The sequence below is a fragment of the Bifidobacterium dolichotidis genome, from assembly GCF_003951975.1.
Lineage (GTDB): Bacteria > Actinomycetota > Actinomycetes > Actinomycetales > Bifidobacteriaceae > Bifidobacterium > Bifidobacterium dolichotidis.
Map to the genome: position 1 here is coordinate 623,168 of NZ_QXGM01000001.1, position 19,598 is coordinate 642,765.

The 19,598-nt window shown below is 49.7% G+C and carries 14 protein-coding genes and 3 tRNA genes; 13 read left to right on the plus strand and 4 right to left on the minus strand.

Annotated features, from left to right (window positions below; all coding sequences use genetic code 11):
- Positions 1–67: 67 nt before the first annotated feature.
- From cysE to glgX, 8 genes are all read left to right on the plus strand, one after another.
- Positions 68–769: a serine O-acetyltransferase gene (gene cysE / locus D2E26_RS02330; RefSeq protein ID WP_125963069.1), complete on the plus strand. Its 702-nt coding sequence runs from the start codon at positions 68–70 to the stop codon at positions 767–769.
- Between the two features lie 84 nt (positions 770–853).
- Positions 854–927: transfer RNA gene (locus D2E26_RS02335), tRNA-Leu, on the plus strand.
- Positions 928–1,119: 192 nt separating this feature from the next.
- Positions 1,120–1,704, plus strand: coding sequence for an NUDIX domain-containing protein (locus D2E26_RS02340; RefSeq protein WP_125963070.1), 585 nt, complete (start codon positions 1,120–1,122; stop codon positions 1,702–1,704).
- A gap of 215 nt (positions 1,705–1,919) precedes the next feature.
- Positions 1,920–2,699: an ANTAR domain-containing response regulator gene (locus D2E26_RS02345; protein WP_125963071.1), complete on the plus strand. Its 780-nt coding sequence runs from the start codon at positions 1,920–1,922 to the stop codon at positions 2,697–2,699.
- A 149-nt stretch (positions 2,700–2,848) separates the two neighbouring features.
- Positions 2,849–5,797 (plus strand): DNA polymerase I, encoded by a 2,949-nt coding sequence (gene polA, locus D2E26_RS02350; protein WP_125963390.1) that lies wholly within the window; start codon positions 2,849–2,851, stop codon positions 5,795–5,797.
- A gap of 84 nt (positions 5,798–5,881) precedes the next feature.
- Positions 5,882–6,754: a Nif3-like dinuclear metal center hexameric protein gene (locus D2E26_RS02355; protein WP_125963391.1), complete on the plus strand. Its 873-nt coding sequence runs from the start codon at positions 5,882–5,884 to the stop codon at positions 6,752–6,754.
- 16 nt (positions 6,755–6,770) lie between these two features.
- Complete coding sequence (locus D2E26_RS02360; protein ID WP_125963072.1) at positions 6,771–7,415, plus strand: NUDIX hydrolase; 645 nt, start codon at positions 6,771–6,773, stop codon at positions 7,413–7,415.
- A 45-nt stretch (positions 7,416–7,460) separates the two neighbouring features.
- The gene (gene glgX / locus D2E26_RS02365; protein ID WP_206432055.1) at positions 7,461–9,599 is read left to right on the plus strand and encodes a glycogen debranching protein GlgX; all 2,139 of its coding nucleotides are present in this window, start codon (positions 7,461–7,463) and stop codon (positions 9,597–9,599) included.
- Here glgX and D2E26_RS02370 read toward each other — a convergent pair.
- Positions 9,562–10,815: an ABC transporter permease gene (locus D2E26_RS02370; protein WP_241218833.1), complete on the minus strand. Its 1,254-nt coding sequence runs from the start codon at positions 10,813–10,815 to the stop codon at positions 9,562–9,564. The two genes, glgX and D2E26_RS02370, sit on opposite strands and share 38 nt — an antisense overlap.
- Positions 10,816–11,003: 188 nt before the next feature.
- Here D2E26_RS02370 and D2E26_RS02375 point away from each other — a divergent pair.
- Positions 11,004–11,077, plus strand: a tRNA-Pro gene (locus tag D2E26_RS02375).
- Positions 11,078–11,257: 180 nt separating this feature from the next.
- On the opposite strand, the gene D2E26_RS02380 is transcribed toward D2E26_RS02375, so the two are convergent.
- Entirely contained in the window at positions 11,258–11,512 is a 255-nt protein-coding gene (locus D2E26_RS02380; RefSeq protein ID WP_125963073.1) for a hypothetical protein, read from the minus strand.
- Between the two features lie 365 nt (positions 11,513–11,877).
- Between D2E26_RS02380 and D2E26_RS02385 the strand changes: the two genes are divergently transcribed.
- The 3 genes from D2E26_RS02385 (at position 11,878) to aroA (ending at position 14,251) form a co-directional block, all read left to right on the plus strand.
- A tRNA-Pro gene (locus tag D2E26_RS02385) sits at positions 11,878–11,951 on the plus strand.
- Between the two features lie 409 nt (positions 11,952–12,360).
- Positions 12,361–12,597, plus strand: a complete 237-nt coding sequence (locus D2E26_RS02390) for a hypothetical protein (RefSeq protein WP_125963074.1) — start codon at positions 12,361–12,363, stop codon at positions 12,595–12,597.
- A 223-nt stretch (positions 12,598–12,820) separates the two neighbouring features.
- Positions 12,821–14,251, plus strand: a complete 1,431-nt coding sequence (gene aroA, locus D2E26_RS02395) for a 3-phosphoshikimate 1-carboxyvinyltransferase (protein WP_125963075.1) — start codon at positions 12,821–12,823, stop codon at positions 14,249–14,251.
- A gap of 468 nt (positions 14,252–14,719) precedes the next feature.
- Here the strand turns inward: aroA and D2E26_RS02400 are convergent, their stop codons facing one another.
- Together D2E26_RS02400 and pta are read right to left on the minus strand one after the other, a co-directional pair.
- Positions 14,720–15,949, minus strand: coding sequence for an acetate/propionate family kinase (locus D2E26_RS02400; protein WP_125963076.1), 1,230 nt, complete (start codon positions 15,947–15,949; stop codon positions 14,720–14,722).
- A gap of 146 nt (positions 15,950–16,095) precedes the next feature.
- A complete protein-coding gene (pta, locus tag D2E26_RS02405) occupies positions 16,096–17,769 on the minus strand; it encodes a phosphate acetyltransferase (protein ID WP_125963077.1) in 1,674 nt (557 codons plus the stop codon).
- Positions 17,770–18,044: 275 nt separating this feature from the next.
- On the opposite strand from pta, the gene D2E26_RS02410 reads away from it, so the two are divergent.
- The gene (locus tag D2E26_RS02410) at positions 18,045–19,559 is read left to right on the plus strand and encodes a chloride channel protein (RefSeq protein WP_125963078.1); all 1,515 of its coding nucleotides are present in this window, start codon (positions 18,045–18,047) and stop codon (positions 19,557–19,559) included.
- The last annotated feature ends 39 nt before the right edge of the window (positions 19,560–19,598 follow it).

Here is a 19,598-nt window from a genome sequence, read left to right on the forward strand (position 1 = left end):
CACGAGTAGGGAAGTGCCTTGCACAGGCTTCTGTGTATTGGAGAGTAGTACCAGTAAGGTGGAGACGATGAGAAATAGGAACGTACTAAGGAAAAATGCGGATCCACTGAGTTGCGCAATTGAGGTAGCTGGTTCGAAACTGCACAGGTTGAGTGATTTATTAGGTGCATACCAGCGTCGCGATCCAGCCGCACGCAGCAAGCTTGAAATTCTGCTGCTGTATCCAGGTGTGCACGCAATGATTATGCATCGCGTCAGCAATTGGTTCTGGACGCACCATATGCACTTCATTGCCCGCTTGAACTCGCAAATCGCACGACATATTACTGGTATTGAAATCCATCCAGGCGCCACAATTGGCCGTCGATTCGTTATGGATCACGGTATGGGCATTGTTATTGGAGAAACCACAGTCGTCGGCGATGACTGCATGATTTATCACGGTGTCACGCTCGGTGGTACTGGCAAGGAACGCACTGCGAAGCGTCATCCGACATTGGAAGATCATGTGCTCGTAGGTTGCGGTGCTTCGGTACTCGGCCCAATTACCGTGCACAGCCACTCCCGTGTGGCTTCTGGCGCAGTGCTGCTGCACGATGTGCCTGAGTACACCACGGTTGCAGGTATTCCTGCTAAGCCAGTGCGTTCAGTGAAAGATAAGCATCAGAAGGCCGCTTCGAGTGCATCGTTGCGTGTAGATGATGAAGACGATATCTGTCCAGATTGTCATGATAAAAAGCGTCATCTGAGCCGTGCCACGCATCTGTGAGATTTTGCCCACAACATATGGCAACACAGCAAAGTTTGCAATTGTCAGAAATTGTGGTATATTCTCACATGTTGCCTCGGCAACGCCCCTGTATCCCAATTGGTAGAGGAGACAGCCTCAAAATCTGTACAGTGTGGGTTCGAGTCCCACCGGGGGCACAGATTAAAGCCTTATGAACTGTTGAAATTACAACGTTTCATAAGGCTTTTCTGTTGCTACGCCATATTTATGCTTAATCCTTGAATTGTTACGTAAAATCTTTCGTCTTATCTCTTGCATAGATACCCCCGTTCTGGGCTACAATGAGAGCGTTATCAATCCAGTTTCAACGAAGAGATAGGAGACATACCGTGAGCAAACCAACGTATCGCAAGTTTGATCCATGGCGCGCTGCACCTGTTATTGAGGAATCGCGCGAATCGGTAGTCGACGGCCATTATTTCAACGTGGATCTGGTTTCGTATCATTCGCCTGATATCGGCAATTTCCAGCGCAATCTGTTGCACGCGAAGAACGGTGATTCCGTAGGCGTGTTGGGCCTAACTGATGAAGGCCTCATTCCGCTGGTGGAACAGTATCGTCTCCCAGTACATCGTTGGACGCTTGAAATTCCAGCCGGCCACTCGTATACGGGTAAAGAGGGTCCACTTCAGGTGGCTAAGGAGCGTCTGCTTGAAGAAGCTGGTTTTGAGGCGAAGAGTTTCCAGCAGTTCTGCAGGTTTATTAACTCGCCGAGCTTCTCCACGCAGTACACAACGCTGTTCTTGGCACGTGGCCTGAAAGCTGTTCAACTCGATGAAACTCGCGTTCATATGTCCGTGCGTTTTGTTGAGCCGGGAGAGGCACTTGAGATGGTCAATGACGGCATGATTATTGACGCAAAGACCATAATTGCTGTTCAAACAGTGATGACGCGTCCAGATTTACTGCAGTAATTTCATCTCTCTTATTGAACATTTTTATTAATGCAGTACGGCATTGGCTAAATTCTGTGATTAGTGTGGCCGAAGCGTAATGCTTGCATACGGGGCTTGTATTATACTTGCCATCGTTCACGGGGCATACTATTGCAAGGCAGAATAGCGTGCCGCCAGTGCATGCATAAGATGACGCCATCGCAGGCGCATGTGTGAAAGTGAAGAGAATAACTATGACAGAGCCTAAGACGAGCAACGCCGCAGAAGAGTCACAGAACGAAGTGCTATCTGCACAAGAGCTCGAAGAGGTAGCTCAGGACTCGCACAGCCAGTCCAAGGGACACGAGGGTACGAAGAAGCGTCGTGTTGTTGTTGCAGAAGATGAATCAGTTAATCGAATGGATCTTGTGGCCATGCTCGAAGACAATGGCTACGAAGTTGTTGGTGAAGCAGCAAACGGCGAAGAAGCTGTGGAACTGACGCGTAAGCTGCGCCCAGATGTGGTGTGCATGGACGTGAAGATGCCACGCATGAACGGCATTACGGCTGCAGGCATTATCTGCGATGAGAACATTGCACCAGTTGTTATGCTGACTGCATTCTCGCAGGCTGATCTGGTCAAGCAGGCCATTGGCGCTGGCGCTATGGCTTATGTGACGAAGCCTTATGAAGTTTCCAAGCTGCTTCCAGCTATTGAAGTGGCTTACGGCAGGTTTGCAGAAATTAATGATCTGCTGGATTCTGTTGAGCGTAACGAAGAGGAACTGCAGGAAACGCAGGACAAGCTCAAGGCTACGGAAGAGCAGCTCAGGAAGACTGAAGAAACGCTTGAAGAGCGTAAGCTCGTGGACCGCGCAAAGGGTCTGCTGATGGACCGCGCTAACTTCTCCGAGCAGGGCGCATTCCGTTGGATCCAGAAGACGTCGATGGATCAGCGCATCCCTAAGCGTCGTCTGGCTCAGGCCATCATTGACAAGTACTCGGACGCTCCATCGGAACGCGATGAGGACTGAAAAGTCAAGAAGACTAAGGCGAGTCGAGAGGACTGAATAAGTCGAGAGACTTGAATAAGTCAAGAAGACTGCTAGTAAAGGGTCACAACTCCTGCGTGGTGTTGTGGCCCTTTTCGCGTAATGACGAGGGCTTGGCGCAACATGAGAACATGACTGAAACGCCTTCAACTCAAACTGATCAGCAAGCACAAGAGAAGCTACTCGTTATTGATGGCCACTCGCTTGCATTCCGTGCGTACTTTGCACTGCCTGTGGAGAGCTTTACGAATTCAGAAGGACAGCCAACGAATGCTGTCTATGGTTTCTTCACGATGCTCAGTGACGTTATTACTAAAGAACGTCCTACGCATTTGGCTGTGGCATTCGATGTGAAGGGCGGAACGTTCCGTAACCAGCTGCTGGGCCAGTACAAGGGCACGCGTGAAGCTGCACCACAAGAACTGTTGAGCCAGCTGCCATTGATTCAGCAAGCGCTGAAGGATTTAGGCGTTACCTATATTGAAAAGCCTGGCTTCGAAGGCGACGATATTATTGGCACGCTCGCATCGATGGGCGAGCAGCATGGTGATCATGTGCTCGTGCTGTCTGGCGATCGTGATGCATTCCAGCTGATTGATAATGCGATTACGGTGTTGTATCCAGGTCATCATTTCAAGGACCTGAAGCATATGACACCAGATGCTGTGTTTGAGAAGTATGGTGTGACACCTCAGCAGTATCCAGATCTGGCAGCACTGCGTGGTGAGAATGCCGATAACATTCCAGGTGTACCTGGTGTGGGTGATGGTTTTGCCGCAAAGTGGATTAAGCAGTTTGGCTCGCTTGAAGGCATTATTGAGCATGCTGATGAAATTGGCGGTAAGAAGGGCGCAGCGCTGCGTGAGAACATCGATCAGGTGAAACTCAACCGTAAGGTGAATGCACTCGTTCGCGATCTGGATCTGGGCGTAACGGTTGACGATCTGACATTCGGCGATGTCAATATGCCTGAGGTTCAGGCACTGTTTAAGTCGCTGAACTTTGGTGCTCGTACGAAGAAGAAGATTCTCGATGCGTTTGCTGATGCCAATGCGATGAGTGCTATGAATGCTGGCGCATCGGTTGCTGAAGCTGATGAGGTGAAGGAACCAACGATTGATACGGTGACTTCGCCAGAGCAGCTGCAGCAGTGGGCTCATCAGTATTTGCCAGCTGTTCAGCCAGAAGATACTTCGGATGCTGCACAGGTTTCCAATGATGCAGCACAAGCTTCTGACGATGCGTCACAGCAGGATTCCTCTGCACAGACTTCTGACGATGCTGCAAATCTTGATGTACTTGCACAGCTCAAGGCACAGTCGAATACATGCGTAGCAGCTGTTGATGCGTCGTGGACGTTCTATGTTGCCGGCAACGCTAAGCCAGGTGCAAGCTCGGCTGATACGTTCGTGCTGTTGGCTCATGACCATGCTGTTTCGGTGGATGCTCATAATTCGGCAATGGTTGACGCTTTGAAGCAGATTGTGGCAAGCCACGCTAATACGGCATGCGTGTTCGATCTGAAGGCGACGATGCACATGTGCCATGCTGCTGGCATTGAACTGCCTATGCCATTGTTTGATGCCAAGTTGGCTGCATATCTTGTTGATCCTGAATTCCCTGATAAGCAGATCAAGGATAAGTCCAAGGTTATTGACACCTATGCTGAGCACTTCCTGCGCATTGCTCTGCCAGAAGTCGAAGAAGAAGCCCAGGGCACGCTTGGCTTTGATGACGAAGTGCCAACGTCAGATAATAAGGCGCTTGCTATGCAGGCAGCCCTGATTGCTGCGATGTCGCGCTCGCTAGCTCAGGATGTTGAGCATCGCGAACAGTACGCATTACTGCGTTGCCTTGAGATGCCTGTGTCTGTGGTGTTGTACCGCATGGAGCTTGAAGGTGCTTCGGTGGATCTGGCTCGTCTCGAGCAGCTGCGCGAGACTTTCGCTGAAGAAGCTGGTTCGATGCAGCGTGCTGCGTGGGATGCTGCAGGTATGGAGTTCAACCTGTCGAGTCCAAAGAAAATTGGCAAGGTTTTGTTCGAAGACATGGGCTTGACGCCACTTCGTAAGACGAAGTCCGGTAATTACACGACGAATGCTGCAACATTGCAGGCTCTGTACGCTTCTGCAGAGGAGGGTACTCCTGAGTTCACGTTCTTGGGCTCGCTGCTGCGTTTCCGTGAGGTGACGAAGCTTCAGCAGATTGTGCAGACGTTAATTGACTCGATTAATAAGCACGACGGCCGTATTCATACGACGTTCGAGCAGACTGTTGCAGCCACGGGCCGCTTGAGTTCAACTGATCCGAACCTGCAGAACATTCCGAATAGGAACGCTGAGGGTCGCGAAATTCGTTCGGCTTTTGTTCCAGCCTCTGATTTTGTTTCACTTCTGTCTGCAGATTATTCGCAGGTCGAGCTTCGCTTGATGGCTGACTTCTCTGGTGACGAGGCGCTTATTGAAGCATTCCGCTCGGGCGCTGACTTCCACCGCTATGTGGCCAGCTTGGTCTATGGCATTCCAGTTGATGACATCACCTCGGATCAGCGTAGCCACGTGAAGGCAATGAGCTATGGCTTAGCATATGGTCTGAGCTCCTATGGTCTGTCGCAACAGCTGGGTATTACGCCTCGCGAAGCAGAAGGCTTGAAACAACAGTACTTCAACACATTCGGCAAGGTACACGATTATCTGGAGTCGCTGGTCGCTACAGCCAAGCAGCGCGGCTACACGGAGACGATGTTTGGTCGTCGTCGTTACTTCCCAGCATTGCATTCGCCAAATCGCATGGTTCGTGAAGCTGCTGAGCGTGCAGCATTGAATGCACCAATTCAGGGTTCTGCAGCAGACATTATGAAGATGGCTATGATCCGTGCAGAACGTGCATTGCGTTCGGCAGGACTGCGCTCGCAGATTGTGCTGCAGATTCACGATGAACTTGTTGTCCAATTGGCACCAGGGGAGACCGAAGAAGCTACGGCTCTCGTCAAAGATGCTATGGAGAATGCAGTGCATCTGGCTGTGCCACTTGATGTGTCTACTGGTATTGGAACGGATTGGCAGCTCGCACAACACTGACCGATGTGTGGTTGCTGCAGAAATCAATAAAGAAAACAAACGCAAACTGAACGTAAGGAAGGAACTGCTGTGAGCACGAATCTGATGCAAGCTGTGCAGGCACTCGAAACGCTGTATCCATTGCGATACGCCGAGGATTGGGATCATCCTGGCTTAATTGTTGGCGATTTGGAAGATCCAGTCGATTCGATTGTGTTTGCAGCAGATCCAACAATGGACGTCGTTGATGATGCAATTGCATCGGGCGCTAACTTGCTCGTGACGCACCATCCACTGTTCTTCCGTGCTGTACATGAGGTTTCGGGACGTGGCGTACATGGTGCCATTGTTAACAAGCTCGTGCGTGCTCACTGTGGTCTGTGGGTGGGCCATACGAATGCGGATGCTGCATGGCGTGGCGTTGGTGTGGCTGCTGCTGATGCGTTTGGTCTGATTAATCAGCAGGCCATGGATCCGATTATGGATTCGACGCAGGAGCATCCTGTTGGTATGGGTCGTATTGGTATGCTGCCTGAGCCTATGCCATTAAAGGATTTTGCTCAGCGTGTGGCTGATGCGTTGCCTCATACGGAATATGGCATTCAGGTCAGTGGTCCAGAAGATGCCATGATCAGCACTGTGGCTGTGCTGCCAGGTTCGGGCGACTCGATGTTTGGTGCTGTGAACAAGGTTGGCGTGGATTGCTATATCACGAGTGATTTGCGTCATCATCCAGCAACTGATGAAATGCAGCAGGCACTGCATGAAGCACATTTGCGTTCGCACGGCTTACGAATTGGTCGAGGCAATGCTCAAGTTCGTCCTGTGCTGATTAATACGCCTCACAGCGCTATTGAGTCGCTGTGGTTTAACTATGCCATGGAAGACGTGCCAAAGGCTATTCAGCTGGTTAGCGGCGAGCGTCCAAAGGTGCGTTGGAACCAGACGCCAACCGATCCATGGACGTTTACGCTGTGATGCGAGGCATGCTCTGATGCAAGAAACACAGCACACCACTGATTGCACACGTATTGAACAGGCTCTTGCCGCTTCGGCATCGGGAATCCGTATGGATATTCCAGCCAAAATCATCAGTTCGAAGCAAGTGTATAAAGGCGCTATTTTTAGCGTTGAAGAGCGCGTTGTAGAACTGACCAATACAGCGGGGGAGCCAGTTCGTATTAACCGTCAGGTAGTACGCCATGCTCCAGCCGTTGTTATGCTCGTCCACGATGAATCGCGTGATATGTATTTAGTAGAACGCGAGTATCGAGCAGGTAACGAGCAATACGCGTATGGTTTGCCAGCAGGTCTTATTGATGCCAATGAGGATCCTAAGCTTGCGGCCCTGCGTGAATTGCAAGAGGAAACAGGTGTGATCTTTACGAACGACGATGATGTTCGTATTGAGCATGTAAATTCCTGCTATTCGAGCGAAGGCATGACGAACGAGCTTGCCCATATTTTTGTGATTCATGCGAAGTCGTTCGACCATACCAGCACGCATTTCGATGCTGATGAGCATGTAGCTAGTGCATGGGCAACATGGAATGAGCTGATGGCATTACCAATTCGTGCATCAAATTCAGTCATTGCACTACAGCATGAACAGTTACGCCGAGCACTGCTTGCACAATAAGCAAATTCTCTTGTGCACCAAGTGCGTTGTGCCATACTAGGGTGTATGCAAACACGACCTGGATCTATGTACCCCCTTGGTGCCACGTTTGATGGTGCCGGCGTTAACTTTGCGCTGTACTCACGAGTCGCCGAAAAAGTTGAACTCTGCCTGTTCGACGAAGACGACAATGAGACGCGCGTAGAGATGACTGAACAGAATTCCTATGTGTGGCACATCTACATCCCAGGCATCCAGCCACGCCAACGCTATGGCTATCGCGTATACGGACCATACAATCCAGAAAAGGGTCAACGCTGCAACCCAAACAAGTTGCTGCTTGACCCTTATGCCAAAGCAATTGTTGGCAATGTAGATGGTGACGAAAGCCTCTACTCATACTGGTTTAACGACGCAGAAAACCCAGATCATATCAACGACCTCGATTCAGCAGCACATACGATGAAAGCTGCTGTTGTCAACCCATACTTCGACTGGGGTAATGACACCCATCCATATACGCCATACAGCGACACGATTATTTACGAAGCTCATGTACGCGGCATGACCAACCTGAGTCAGCGTGTACCAGAAGAACTCCGCGGTACCTATGCAGGCTTAGCACATCCAAACGTTATCTCGTATTTGCAAGAACTCGGTATTACCGCACTCGAGCTCATGCCAATCCACCAGTTCATTAACGACCCATATCTGCAAGATAGGGGCCTCAATAACTACTGGGGTTACAACACCATTGGCTTCTTCGCGCCACATAATGCCTATTCCTACTCAGGAGACCGAGGCGAACAGGTTAACGAGTTCAAGGCCATGGTCAAGGCCTACCATGCTGCAGGCATCGAAATCATTCTTGACGTGGTCTACAACCACACAGCAGAAGGCAACCATCAAGGACCAACGCTCAGCTTCCGCGGTATTGACAACGAAGCCTATTACCGTCTCGTAGATAACGACCGCGAGCATTACTTCGACACCACAGGAACCGGTAATTCACTGTTAATGCGCTCGCCAGCAGCACTGCAAGTTATTACTGACTCACTGCGTTACTGGGTCGAAGAAATGCACGTAGATGGCTTCCGATTCGATTTGGCCGCAACACTGGCCCGACAGTTCCAAGAAGTCGACAAGCTTTCTGCATTCTTTGACATTGTGCAACAGGACCCAATTATTTCTCGCGTCAAACTGATTGCAGAACCTTGGGATCTTGGATCAGGCGGCTACCAGGTTGGCGGTTTCCCACCAAACTGGTCCGAATGGAACGGTCACTTCCGTGACTGCGTACGAGACTTCTGGCGCTCGCAGCCTTCTACGCTGCCTGAATTTACGAGTCGTCTGATGGGTAGCTCTGATCTGTATCAGATGAATGGTCGTAAACCAGTGGCTTCGATTAACTTCGTCACCGCGCATGATGGCTTTACGATGAATGATCTCGTCAGCTACAACGAGAAGCACAATCAAGCCAACCTTGAAAACAATAATGATGGTGAAAGCAATAATCGCTCGTGGAATTGTGGCGTAGAAGGCCCAACGACGATCAAAGATATTTTGGAATTGCGTGATCGTCAGATGCGCAATATGTTCGCGACCTTGTTGTTCAGCCAGGGTATCCCAATGATCTGTGGCGGCGATGAGGTTGCTCGTACGCAGCTTGGTAATAACAACGCGTATTGCCAAGATAATGAATTGTCATGGACGCATTGGAATCTGCATGATTGGCAGAAGGATCAGCTTGAGTTCGTGAAGAAGCTCATTCATCTGCGTAAGAATCATCCGGTATTACACCGTCGTAGGTTCTTCACTGGTCGTGTGGCACAGGATCCACCAGAGAAACTACCACAGGTGGAATGGTTCGAGCCAAATGGCGACCTTATGGATATGGAGGCATGGAGTAATACGCATGCATTCTCCATTATGGTCTATTTGAATGGAAAGAATATTCCTGAAGTTGATTGGTATGGCAGAAAGATTGAAGATAATGACTTCATGCTGCTGTTTAATGCTCACTTTGAGCCAGTGACGTTCACACTGCCTGATGAACTCTATGGCAAGAAGTGGCGCGTCAAGGTTGATACGTTTAACCCAGACGGCCCAGAACTCAACTACGAAGCTGGATTCAGTGTGACGCTCCAGCCTCGTAGCTTCATTATGCTTATGAGCGTGCCGGATTCTTCAGAAGCTGCTCTGTAGCATCTAACACTGGGTCCATGAGCTTGGAACCGTTGAGCACAGGGCCCTGGAGACTGGTCTCGAAGACGAGCTGTTCGCCGCTGCGAACAGCCTCTTCGAGCTCGAAGTCATTTGTAATACCAGTCTGGCTCTTGAGCAGTTCACGCTGAATACGATCTTCTTCAATGGCTGCAATCTGACGAGAGAACACAATGAACCAGCCCAGGAACAGCATGCAGGCAAGAGCTTCAACATTGGTCAATGTGTTATGACCTGTGATCCAAGAAACACCAGCAATTGCAGTTACGAGCAATGCCACATCACTCATCACATAAGTAATTTTCGACAACTGTGGAGCAAACCAAGGAAGGCCCACAAGCAGCACAGCCATTAAGCAAGGCAAACCACGTGCGAACACATTATGCAGGATTGGGTGAGGTGTGTAACGGAACGTACCAATACCAATAAACGCAATGCCTGCAAGGAACAGCAGCACAGCAAGAATGGCAATACGCGTGCGGAATGCTGGAATGCGGTATCCCACCTTGATTTTGCGAAGCTTTGTTTTGCCATTTGTTGAGACTCGATAAGTTGCAATGAGCTCAGAAAGCGCGAAGTAACTGATGATGATAATGCAGACGCCGCCAGTAATGAGCGTGAAATTAAACATGCTGGCTGCAAATGTTGTACGGTCGCCGAGCTGAGAGAAGTTGTTGTTGAACCAGTACGGGTCGGTGGTCGTGCTGCTGGCCGTAACTACGCCAGAAACAATGAAGAATGGCAGCAGGGAGGCGAGTGTCTTCGCGTCCATCAATTCTGCCTGGACGAACGTGACGTAACCGGCTACGCCGCAGAACATGGCAACCAGAGACGACACATATTCGTCGAAGAGTGAGGCGCCAATAGCGCGGTGCACTAGGCCGAACAGCATGAACGACACGAGGAACAACGTTGCGGCGTACACAATAGACAGTGCAAGAATCTCAATAAAGCGGCGAATAGAGCCGATCCACGAGCGCTTCGTTGCAAACGTACGCATACGATGCAGATAGCCGACAATGAACGAAATAACGCCGCATGCTGCCACGAATGCAGCAGAAATCATGAACTGACGCAAGCTCAGCAACCAGAATGGGGAAGCGAACTGCAAATAGCTGTACATGCCCAGACCGCCAACTAAGGCACAAACAAGGAATGAAAGTAAGCCTACTGATTCCGCCTTTTGATGACGTCCCATGTGCATGTTTTGCCGCCCTCTCTATGTCGAGAGCCATGTTCTCATAAGGTATGTTCATCAATACTCTCTAAGCTGTTCGATCATCGCGACACGCCGAAATAGGCGAACAACTTGCGAAAGTTCAAAGCGTGACTATAGTAGCTAATCGTGCTCAGCGAGATGCCTCGCAGGGTGTAGGACGAAAGTCTCGGGCTGTAGCGCAGCTTGGTAGCGCGTCTGCTTTGGGAGCAGAATGTCGCAGGTTCAAATCCTGTCAGCCCGACTTTTTAAGAACGGTTAGATTCCTTGAGAATCTAGCCGTTTTCTTGTATTTGAAGCATTCCCTGGTATGTGGTGGCTGTCTGAAATTCTATGTGCTAAAGCAAAAGCCGCTTGGTGTAGCGGCTTTGGACAGTAGTGGTTCTGAATAATAGCGGTTCCGAATAAGCGTGGCGTCGAAGAATCAGTCATCGAGTGGAACTGGTTTATCTTTTTTTATATAGTCAACGAACTCATCAGAGCCAACTTCTACTAGATATGGTGCATCGCCATTCTTAGGAACGCAATACATTGGCACATCGAATATCATCTGTGGTTCACCGTCTGGATAGTTAAGGATAAAATACCAATTCTGGTCGTTTTCTTTTGCACGCTTAGGAATCAGCCCAGTGAATCGTTGGCTGGCTATTTGTTTTGCTTGCTCAAACGTGACGTCCATGTCTTATCCGTTCTTATTTATCTTCTTGTGTTTCGTAGCGTAGGGCAGTGTACTCGATGTGAAGCGTTCCATACTCACTTCTTCGCTTGAGCCAAGATGCTGCTCCCATTGTTCCTCGCTTCACTTTAGTTCATCACCCTCTGGTGATCTCACACCTTTTGCTGATATCTGCGTTCAAGCTACTCTGGGTCAGAGTTTCTATATTCCTAGATATTGGTCGAAACTGACTGAGTCGATCTAGGCTAATAGGCATTATTTTTCTATCGCGACACGCGACACGTCGGTCAACTTGCCAAAGTCAAAGGGATGAGTATAGTAACTAATCGTTGCTCAGCGAGAGATCAATGAGCACAGGACGAAAGTCTCGGGCTGTAGCGCAGCTTGGTAGCGCGTCTGCTTTGGGAGCAGAATGTCGCAGGTTCAAATCCTGTCAGCCCGACTTTTATGGAACCGGAACGTGAAAGCGTTCCGGTTTTTCGTTTATATAACGAATTCTAAGCAGATAATACGTTTAAATTATTGAGCCTGTAATCTTCATCAGAGAAGCTCTCTGTGGAGATTCTCAAACTATCTACTACAGGACTTCTAGGTTAAGTGGTGGATTGATAAAGATAGGTAAGGAAAATAATCCTGCGCCATTAGGATTTAGCGTTGTTGCATTAATGTTCGGCGTCATTAATATTTGCAACGCTGGTTTTATGAAAGGCGGCTTTGGTCTTGCTGCTGGAATTATGAGCCTCACAGGAGGAAAACAAGAGGGATAGTTTCTAGCCACATAGAAAGCACTATCCAAGATATGGCAGATACGATAATTGCAATGCCAAATAGAGTGCATAATAAACCTAATAATGACGACGAGTGACGCTACATCAGAGCGGACATTCGTTATGGCGAAGGGGACAACAATGAAACCAAGAATGAAAAAGGTGCTAGCAACAGTCGTAATAGCGGCATTGTATGCGATTGTGGTTTTTGTTACTCATGCAAATGTTTTAGCTGTTGTTATTGCGAGCTGCATCACAGGCTTTGTGGGCCAGATTGTCTACACGATAATTGATCGCAATGCAACTAAAACAGATGACTAATAGGGTACGGACTACAAATAGAGCGTGGCCAACAAATAGAGCATGGATAACACCTACTGTATCTGCCATATAATTCGCTGCAGGGATAGTACTATACCTATCCACCCCTTCCAATTTTCGACCCCTCAGACATATACGCGCTGCGTAAATTTCCTTGGGGCGTGCAGCGAATCTATGAAAACTTTAAGCTTTTGCGTCAAACCCCTGATTACGATGAGACCTTATGACTCTTCTCAATCAGCTAGTTGCTGACGCCACGCAGGAAGGCGAAAAGATCGCCGACCCGTGGCCAGCACCGGTTGCCAAGCATGCACTTGCAGCTGAGGTAACGATTCCAGGCAGCAAATCACTGTCGAACCGCTATTTAATTCTTGCAGCGCTCAGTGCTAACCCTGTCAACCTTGTTGGCATGCTGCGTTCGCGCGACACGCGCCTTATGCTTGATGCTCTTCGTGAGCTCGGCGTGGCATGCATCGAAGATCCGTTTGAAGGTACGACTGTACAAGTAAATCCTCCAGCCGACGGCAAGTTCCGTGGTGGAGTAGATGTGAACTGCGGACTCGCAGGAACGGTTATGCGTTTTGTGCCAGGTCTCGCTCTCTTTGCCGATGGTCCTGTGCACTTTGATGGTGATGCACAAGCATATGCACGTCCTATGGGACCTATTCTGGACGGTTTAACGCAGCTTGGCGCTTCGATTCAGTTCGAAGGTGAGGCTGGCCGCTTGCCATTCACGATTACGCCTCCTGCTCAGTTGCCTGGCGGTAATGGTGAACGCCCAGTCATTACGATTGATGCTTCCGGCTCGTCACAGTTCGTTTCCGGATTGCTACTTATTGGTTCGCATCTTCCTGCAGGCCTTGAGCTGCATCACTCCGGTGAATCGCTACCAAGCATGCCTCATATTCGTATGACGATGGAAGACATCAATCAGGCCGGTGGCCATGTCACGATGCCAACGCCTGGTACGTGGATTGTTGAACCAAATAGGCTGAATCTGCCTAATGAAGTCGTTGTAGAACCAGATCTTTCGAACGCTGCACCATTCTTGGGCGCCGCATTAATTGCCGGCGGCTCGGTGAGCGTGCCTAACTGGCCTGCACACACTACACAGCCAGGTGGTTTGCTGCCTTCTATGTTAGCTGCAATGGGTGCTGACGTTACGCTCGACGATCTGCCATTCAATACGATCGAAGATGCCAACGCTTTGCCAGACGATTACTCTGGTCTACTCACCGTTATTGCTGGTCCGGAAATTCACGGACTTGGTGATTTTGATATGTCTGCAGCAGGCGAGATCGCCCCAAGTATTGCTGCATTGGCTGTGCTCGCTAATTCGGACACGGCACTGCACGGCATCGGTCACCTGCGCGGCCACGAGACGAACCGTCTCGCAGCACTGGTCACCGAAATCATGCGTATTGGTGGTTCTGCAGAGGAACTCGAGGATGGTATTGCCATTCATGCTGTTCCTGCAGATCAACTGCATGGTGAAGTTATGGAAACCTATGCAGATCACCGTATGGCAACGTTCGCTGCAATGCTTGGTCTGAAGATTCCTGGCATTCAGATTAAGGATGTGCTGACAACGCGTAAAACGATTCCAGATTTCGTGGGTATGTGGACACAGATGCTTGAGCAGTATCAGGAATAATCAGCTGCATTTCTTGCGGTGTGAATCGTAAAAATAGGGTAGGGCTTTACTGTAAACTTCGGTGCACAGTAAGGCCCTTTCTTTATCGCCGCATGGATCAAAGATTCGGCATTTGTCAAGTATTTTTGGCATTTTACGATAATTTGTAAAGACTTTGTAATGACACTAACAAGATACTTGGCACGGGGGTATTATTCTGGCAATATTGATCGCGTTGAGGGGACAATAAAGCGGCAGGGTACTAGGATCCTGGTCCCTGCCGTGCCTCACTTTTCATCAAAAACTTTGCCTGTGTAAGGGGCTCGCATTCGGGGGTTTGTGAGCCCCACTTTTTTTATTCTTTTTCGGTTGCTTTACAATTTTTATTTCTGCATAAGCACCATACAGTAAAGCGCCCTGAGCATTCCTATTGGAAACTCAGGGCGCTTCAATACGAAGCTATGAAAAACTTCTTATGCTATTGCCAAATCAGGCAGCAACCTTGTTGCCGTAAGCGTCAACGCCGTCAGCAGCAATCTTTGCAGTCTTACGAGCAATTGCGAGCTCTTCGTTCGTTGGCACAACAGCAATCGTGACAGCGGAGTCTGGAGTCGAGATGATGCGTGGCTCCTTCGAGCGCGTATCATTCTTCTCCATGTCGAGCTTGACGCCGAAGGCAGCGAGCTTCTCGCAGACCATACGACGCACGATCTCGTCGTTCTCGCCAACGCCAGCGGTGAACGTGATGACGTCCACGCCGCCGAGCTGTGCAGCGTAAGCACCGATGTAGCTCACGAGACGGTGGATGTACACGTCGAGAGCGAGCTTAGCGTTTGCGTCGCCTTCAGCGATGAGGCGGTGCACTTCGCGCATATCGCCGAAGCCAGTCATGCCCATCATGCCGGACTGCTTGTTGAACAGCGTATCAAGCTGATCAGCGTCCATATCAGCAACGCGCATCAGGTAGAACACGACAGCTGGATCGATGTCGCCCGTACGGGAGCCCATAACGAGGCCCTCGAGTGGGGTCAGACCCATGGACGTGTCGATTGGCTTGCCCGAGAGCTCTGCAGAAGCAGAAGCACCGTTACCAATGTGCAGCACGATCTGCTTGAGGCCTTCTGAATCCTTGCCAATGAGAGCAGGAACAGCAGAAGAGACGAACTCGTGGGACGTACCGTGAGCGCCGTAACGACGGATCTGGTACTTGTCAGCAACTTCCTTGTTCAGAGCGTAGGTGTAGGAAGATGCAGGCAGCTGGCTGAAGAACGAGGTATCGAACACGAACACCTGAGGAACGTCAGGCATGAGCTCGCGCATAACCTCAGCACCCTTAGCCTCTGGGCCGTTGTGCAGTGGAGCCAGCGTAGCAAGACGACGCACATCAGCGATCGTTGCATCGGTCACGAGAGCAGGATCGGTGAACGTTGCGCCACCCTGCACCACGCGGTGACCAACACCGACGATGCCAGCTTCGTCCAGCTTTGGACCGTATTCGTTGAAGAAACCGAGCACGCGCTTGAGGCCCTGCTCATGCGTATCGATCTTCTCGGTGAGCTCGTGCTTCTCACCGTTGTACTCGTACTTGTAGTGGCCGTCGATTGGCTCGCCGATCTTCTCAACGAGACCAGATGCGATGCCTTCGCCCGTTTCAAGGTCGACCAGCTGGTACTTGATCGAGCTAGAACCTGAATTGATGACCAGGACGGTTTTCGCCATTGTGGCTTCCTCCATATTGTTCTTTTGTTGAAAATCACCATTGGATAATGGTTGTTCCAATTGCACAGCCTACTACAGGCACATAACGCATATATGAACAATCCCCATGTCGTGTTACCAACATGGGGATTGTTCATACAAAATCTTTACTGTGCTTCAATAGCAGTCAGTGCAATTGTATTAATAATGTCTTGGACTAAAGCGCCACGAGACAAGTCATTAACTGGCTTATTCAAGCCCTGCAGAATAGGGCCAATAGCCACAGCTCCAGAAGTACGCTGCACAGCCTTATAAGCAATATTGCCAGCAGTTAAATCTGGGAAAGCAAACACATTAACGTGGCCTGCAACTTCATTGCCCTTCGCCTTAATCGAAGCAACAGCAGGCGAAACAGCAGCATCGAACTGTACAGGACCCACAACAGGAATCTCACTGTTGCGTTCCTTAACCAATGCAGTTGCTTCTTCAACGAGATCCACATCTGGGCCACGACCTGAACCGAGCGTGGAGTAGGAGAGCATACCCAGCTGAGGATCAAGACCGAAGGCCTTAGCCGTTTCGCAAGACTGCAAAGCAATATCGGCCAGCGTTGCGGCATCAGGATTCGTATTAATAGCACAATCAGCGAACACAGCAACATGATCCTTGAAGCACATTAAGAATGCGCCAGACACACATGCTGCATTTGGCTTCGTCTTAATCAGCTGCAATGCAGGGCGAACCGTATTAGCCGTCGAATTAATAGCACCCGAAACCATGCCATCAGCATGGCCCAGCACAATCATCATCGTGCCGAAGTAGCTCATATCTTTCAAGACTTCGCGAGCCTGCTCAGGCGTCATACCCTTCTTAGCGCGCAGTTCGCAAAGCTTTGTAATCATTGGCTCGAGCATCTGTTCATCATTCATCGACTGGAACTGTGCTTGCTCAATCGAATCCAGCTTGAGCTCACGTGCATGTGCGAGAATCTCATCACGCTCGCCAAGCAGCACAATATCAACGATGTCACGCTTTAGCAGGTAATCAGCAGACTGAAGAATGCGATCATCACTCGACTCAGGCAGCACAATCGTCTTCTTGTGTTCCTTAGCGCTACCAAGCAGACCGTACTGGAATGCATAAGGCGTTGTTGGGGCAGTGAAAGGCTGGCCAAGGGTCTGCAGAAGTTCATCAAATTGAACAGCGGACTCAAACGCAGCTTGAGCGGCGTTCAAATCCTTAGAAGCGTCCAAATCGACGAACGGAACAGCCCACACAGGAACAAGCGACGAACGATTCAGATCGGAAATCTCGTCGGCCTGAGTGTCCTTGCAATCGGTGACGAAAACGCCGATAACGGAAGTACCCTCGTTCTCGCAAACCTCAGTGCACGTATCAATAGTCTGCTGCACATCATCAAACGTGCGGCCCAGCATACTGACCGTCAATAAAATAGGGGAGCGCAAGTCAGCAGAAACTGCTGCATTAAACGCAAAGCGACCAGGATCGCCAACGTTCGACTTATCAGAGCCAATAATGACCATCGCATCTGGGTCGAGCGCAGCTTCAGTCTCCGTGAAGTTAGCAACAATTGTTGCTCGGCTCATTTCTGGATCAAGACGAGATTCACTTGGGGAAACACCCATAGCTTGTTCGCGCGTCTGACCGCAATTTGCAGCACGCAACAACGCATTAGTGAAGTGTTCATTCGAGTCCAGAGCAGGGCGGAAAATGCCCACGCGATTCTTAGTTTGTGCAAGCGCTTCTACAACACCAAGCGCCACAACATTGCGTCCATTGCCCGGCTCAGGGCTAATGATGCTGACGTTGAGATGGTCCACGTCCAAACTCCTCTGTCCGTTTTTAATGGGAACCTTTCACATCGTATCTCAAGAATTGCCGATAAAAAGCAAGTGTCCAGATAAAACAGTGATTTCTTGTATTTGTTGAATGAACTACCCAATTATTGGGGCTATGCTAACTGAAAATTTGCTGAAATATGCTGCGCCCATACATGAACTGCAGATGAGCGCCAGCAATATCTTCTACGATTGGCTCATTGAAATAGGACCAAGCATTATTGCTACAGACTTCACCACGGTAGAGGAGCGACAACATGCAGACACAGGACCAAGCTGCTGCAACGCGAAAACGCAAGCCGACCGTCAAATATCCGCGTATCGATTGGTATCAAGCTTCGAAGCACATGGCTTTCGCGATTATCTGCGGTCTTGTATGCGGCCTCGGCTCTATTGTGCTGTGCTTATGCGTGCAGTGGGCACACAATATGTTCGTCAATCATCATTGGCTGATCTGGACACTGCCTGCTATGGGCGTGCTTGAAGTGCTGCTCTATCAATGGTGGAAGCTGCCAGTTGATACCACAACTGAGTCTGTTATTAATAAGATCCGTACGGGTAAGCCAATTACGATTGTGCTCGCTCCAGCCATTATTCTGGCAACGGCCATGTCGATTTTCTCAGGTGGCTCGGTCGGTAAGGAAGCTGGCGCTCTGCAGATGGGCGGCAGCATTGGCTACAACGTTGGTAAGCCTTTCCACTTGCGTAACGTTTTTTATGAGCGCGAAGACGGTGAGATGTTTGCGAACCGTTATACAGCCGCAACTGGTATGGCTGCCGCATTCTCTGCATTATTCTTCTCGCCGCTTGGCTCATTAATGTTCATTTATGAACTTCTGCATTTTCAATGCCTGCGATATGTCGTTTCTATGCTCGTAGCCTGCTTCGTTGCATATTACGTGGCACGTCTTTCCGGTATCGGCGACATCATCGCTAAAGTTACCATTCCTCAAATCGACTGGAAGATTGTGGGCTTCTGCATCATTATTGGTGTGGCTTGCGCATTAGGCGGCACGATTTTCTCGTTCCTTGTACATCTACTGCATGAGATTTCGCAGCGTATTACGAAGCAGTATTGGATCTGGACGATTATTGGTGGCTGCGCAGTAACCGCATTAGTAGTGTCGTGCGGCTGGTGGAAATTCTCTGGCACTGGTGGCGAACTGCTTAATCAAACCATTATGGAACCGAATGTATCTTGGGACTTTGTACCAAAGATGATTCTTTCGGTACTGTGCTTAGGTCTGTGGTTTAAGGGCGGCGAAATTATGGTGTCGCTGTGCATGGGTGGTTTACTTGGTGCCGCCTGCGCAGCAATGACTGGTTGCAGCCCTATGTTTGGTGCAGCACTTGGCGCTATGTGCTTCTTTGCAGCATTCGACCGCTGCCCATTAGGTTCCTTCCTTATGGGATGCGAAATCTTCGGTTGGGCTATGGCTCCAATGCTGGCCATCGGTATTTTCGTAGCCTTTATGTTCTCGTACCCAGTTGGCATGTATGGCGCAGGTATTCAGCTCCTTATTACTAAGGACTGGATCAAGGTTCGTTCTACATTCCTGGGCGTTGAACAACAGGATGTGGCTGTTTCTAATAAGGGCCCAATTGCCATGATTGATGAATTGGCAACTGGCGTTGATGAAGTTATGCATACGCGTAGTGATGCTGCAGTACGCAAGCTCGAATCTGAGGTCGAAGCCGCTCAAGCAGCGCGTGCAGAGGCTACGCAACAGCATAAGAAGCATGAGCAGCATCAGTCGCAAACACAGAAATAAAAAAGGTACTTCATCATGAGATACCTCTAAAAAGGAGCG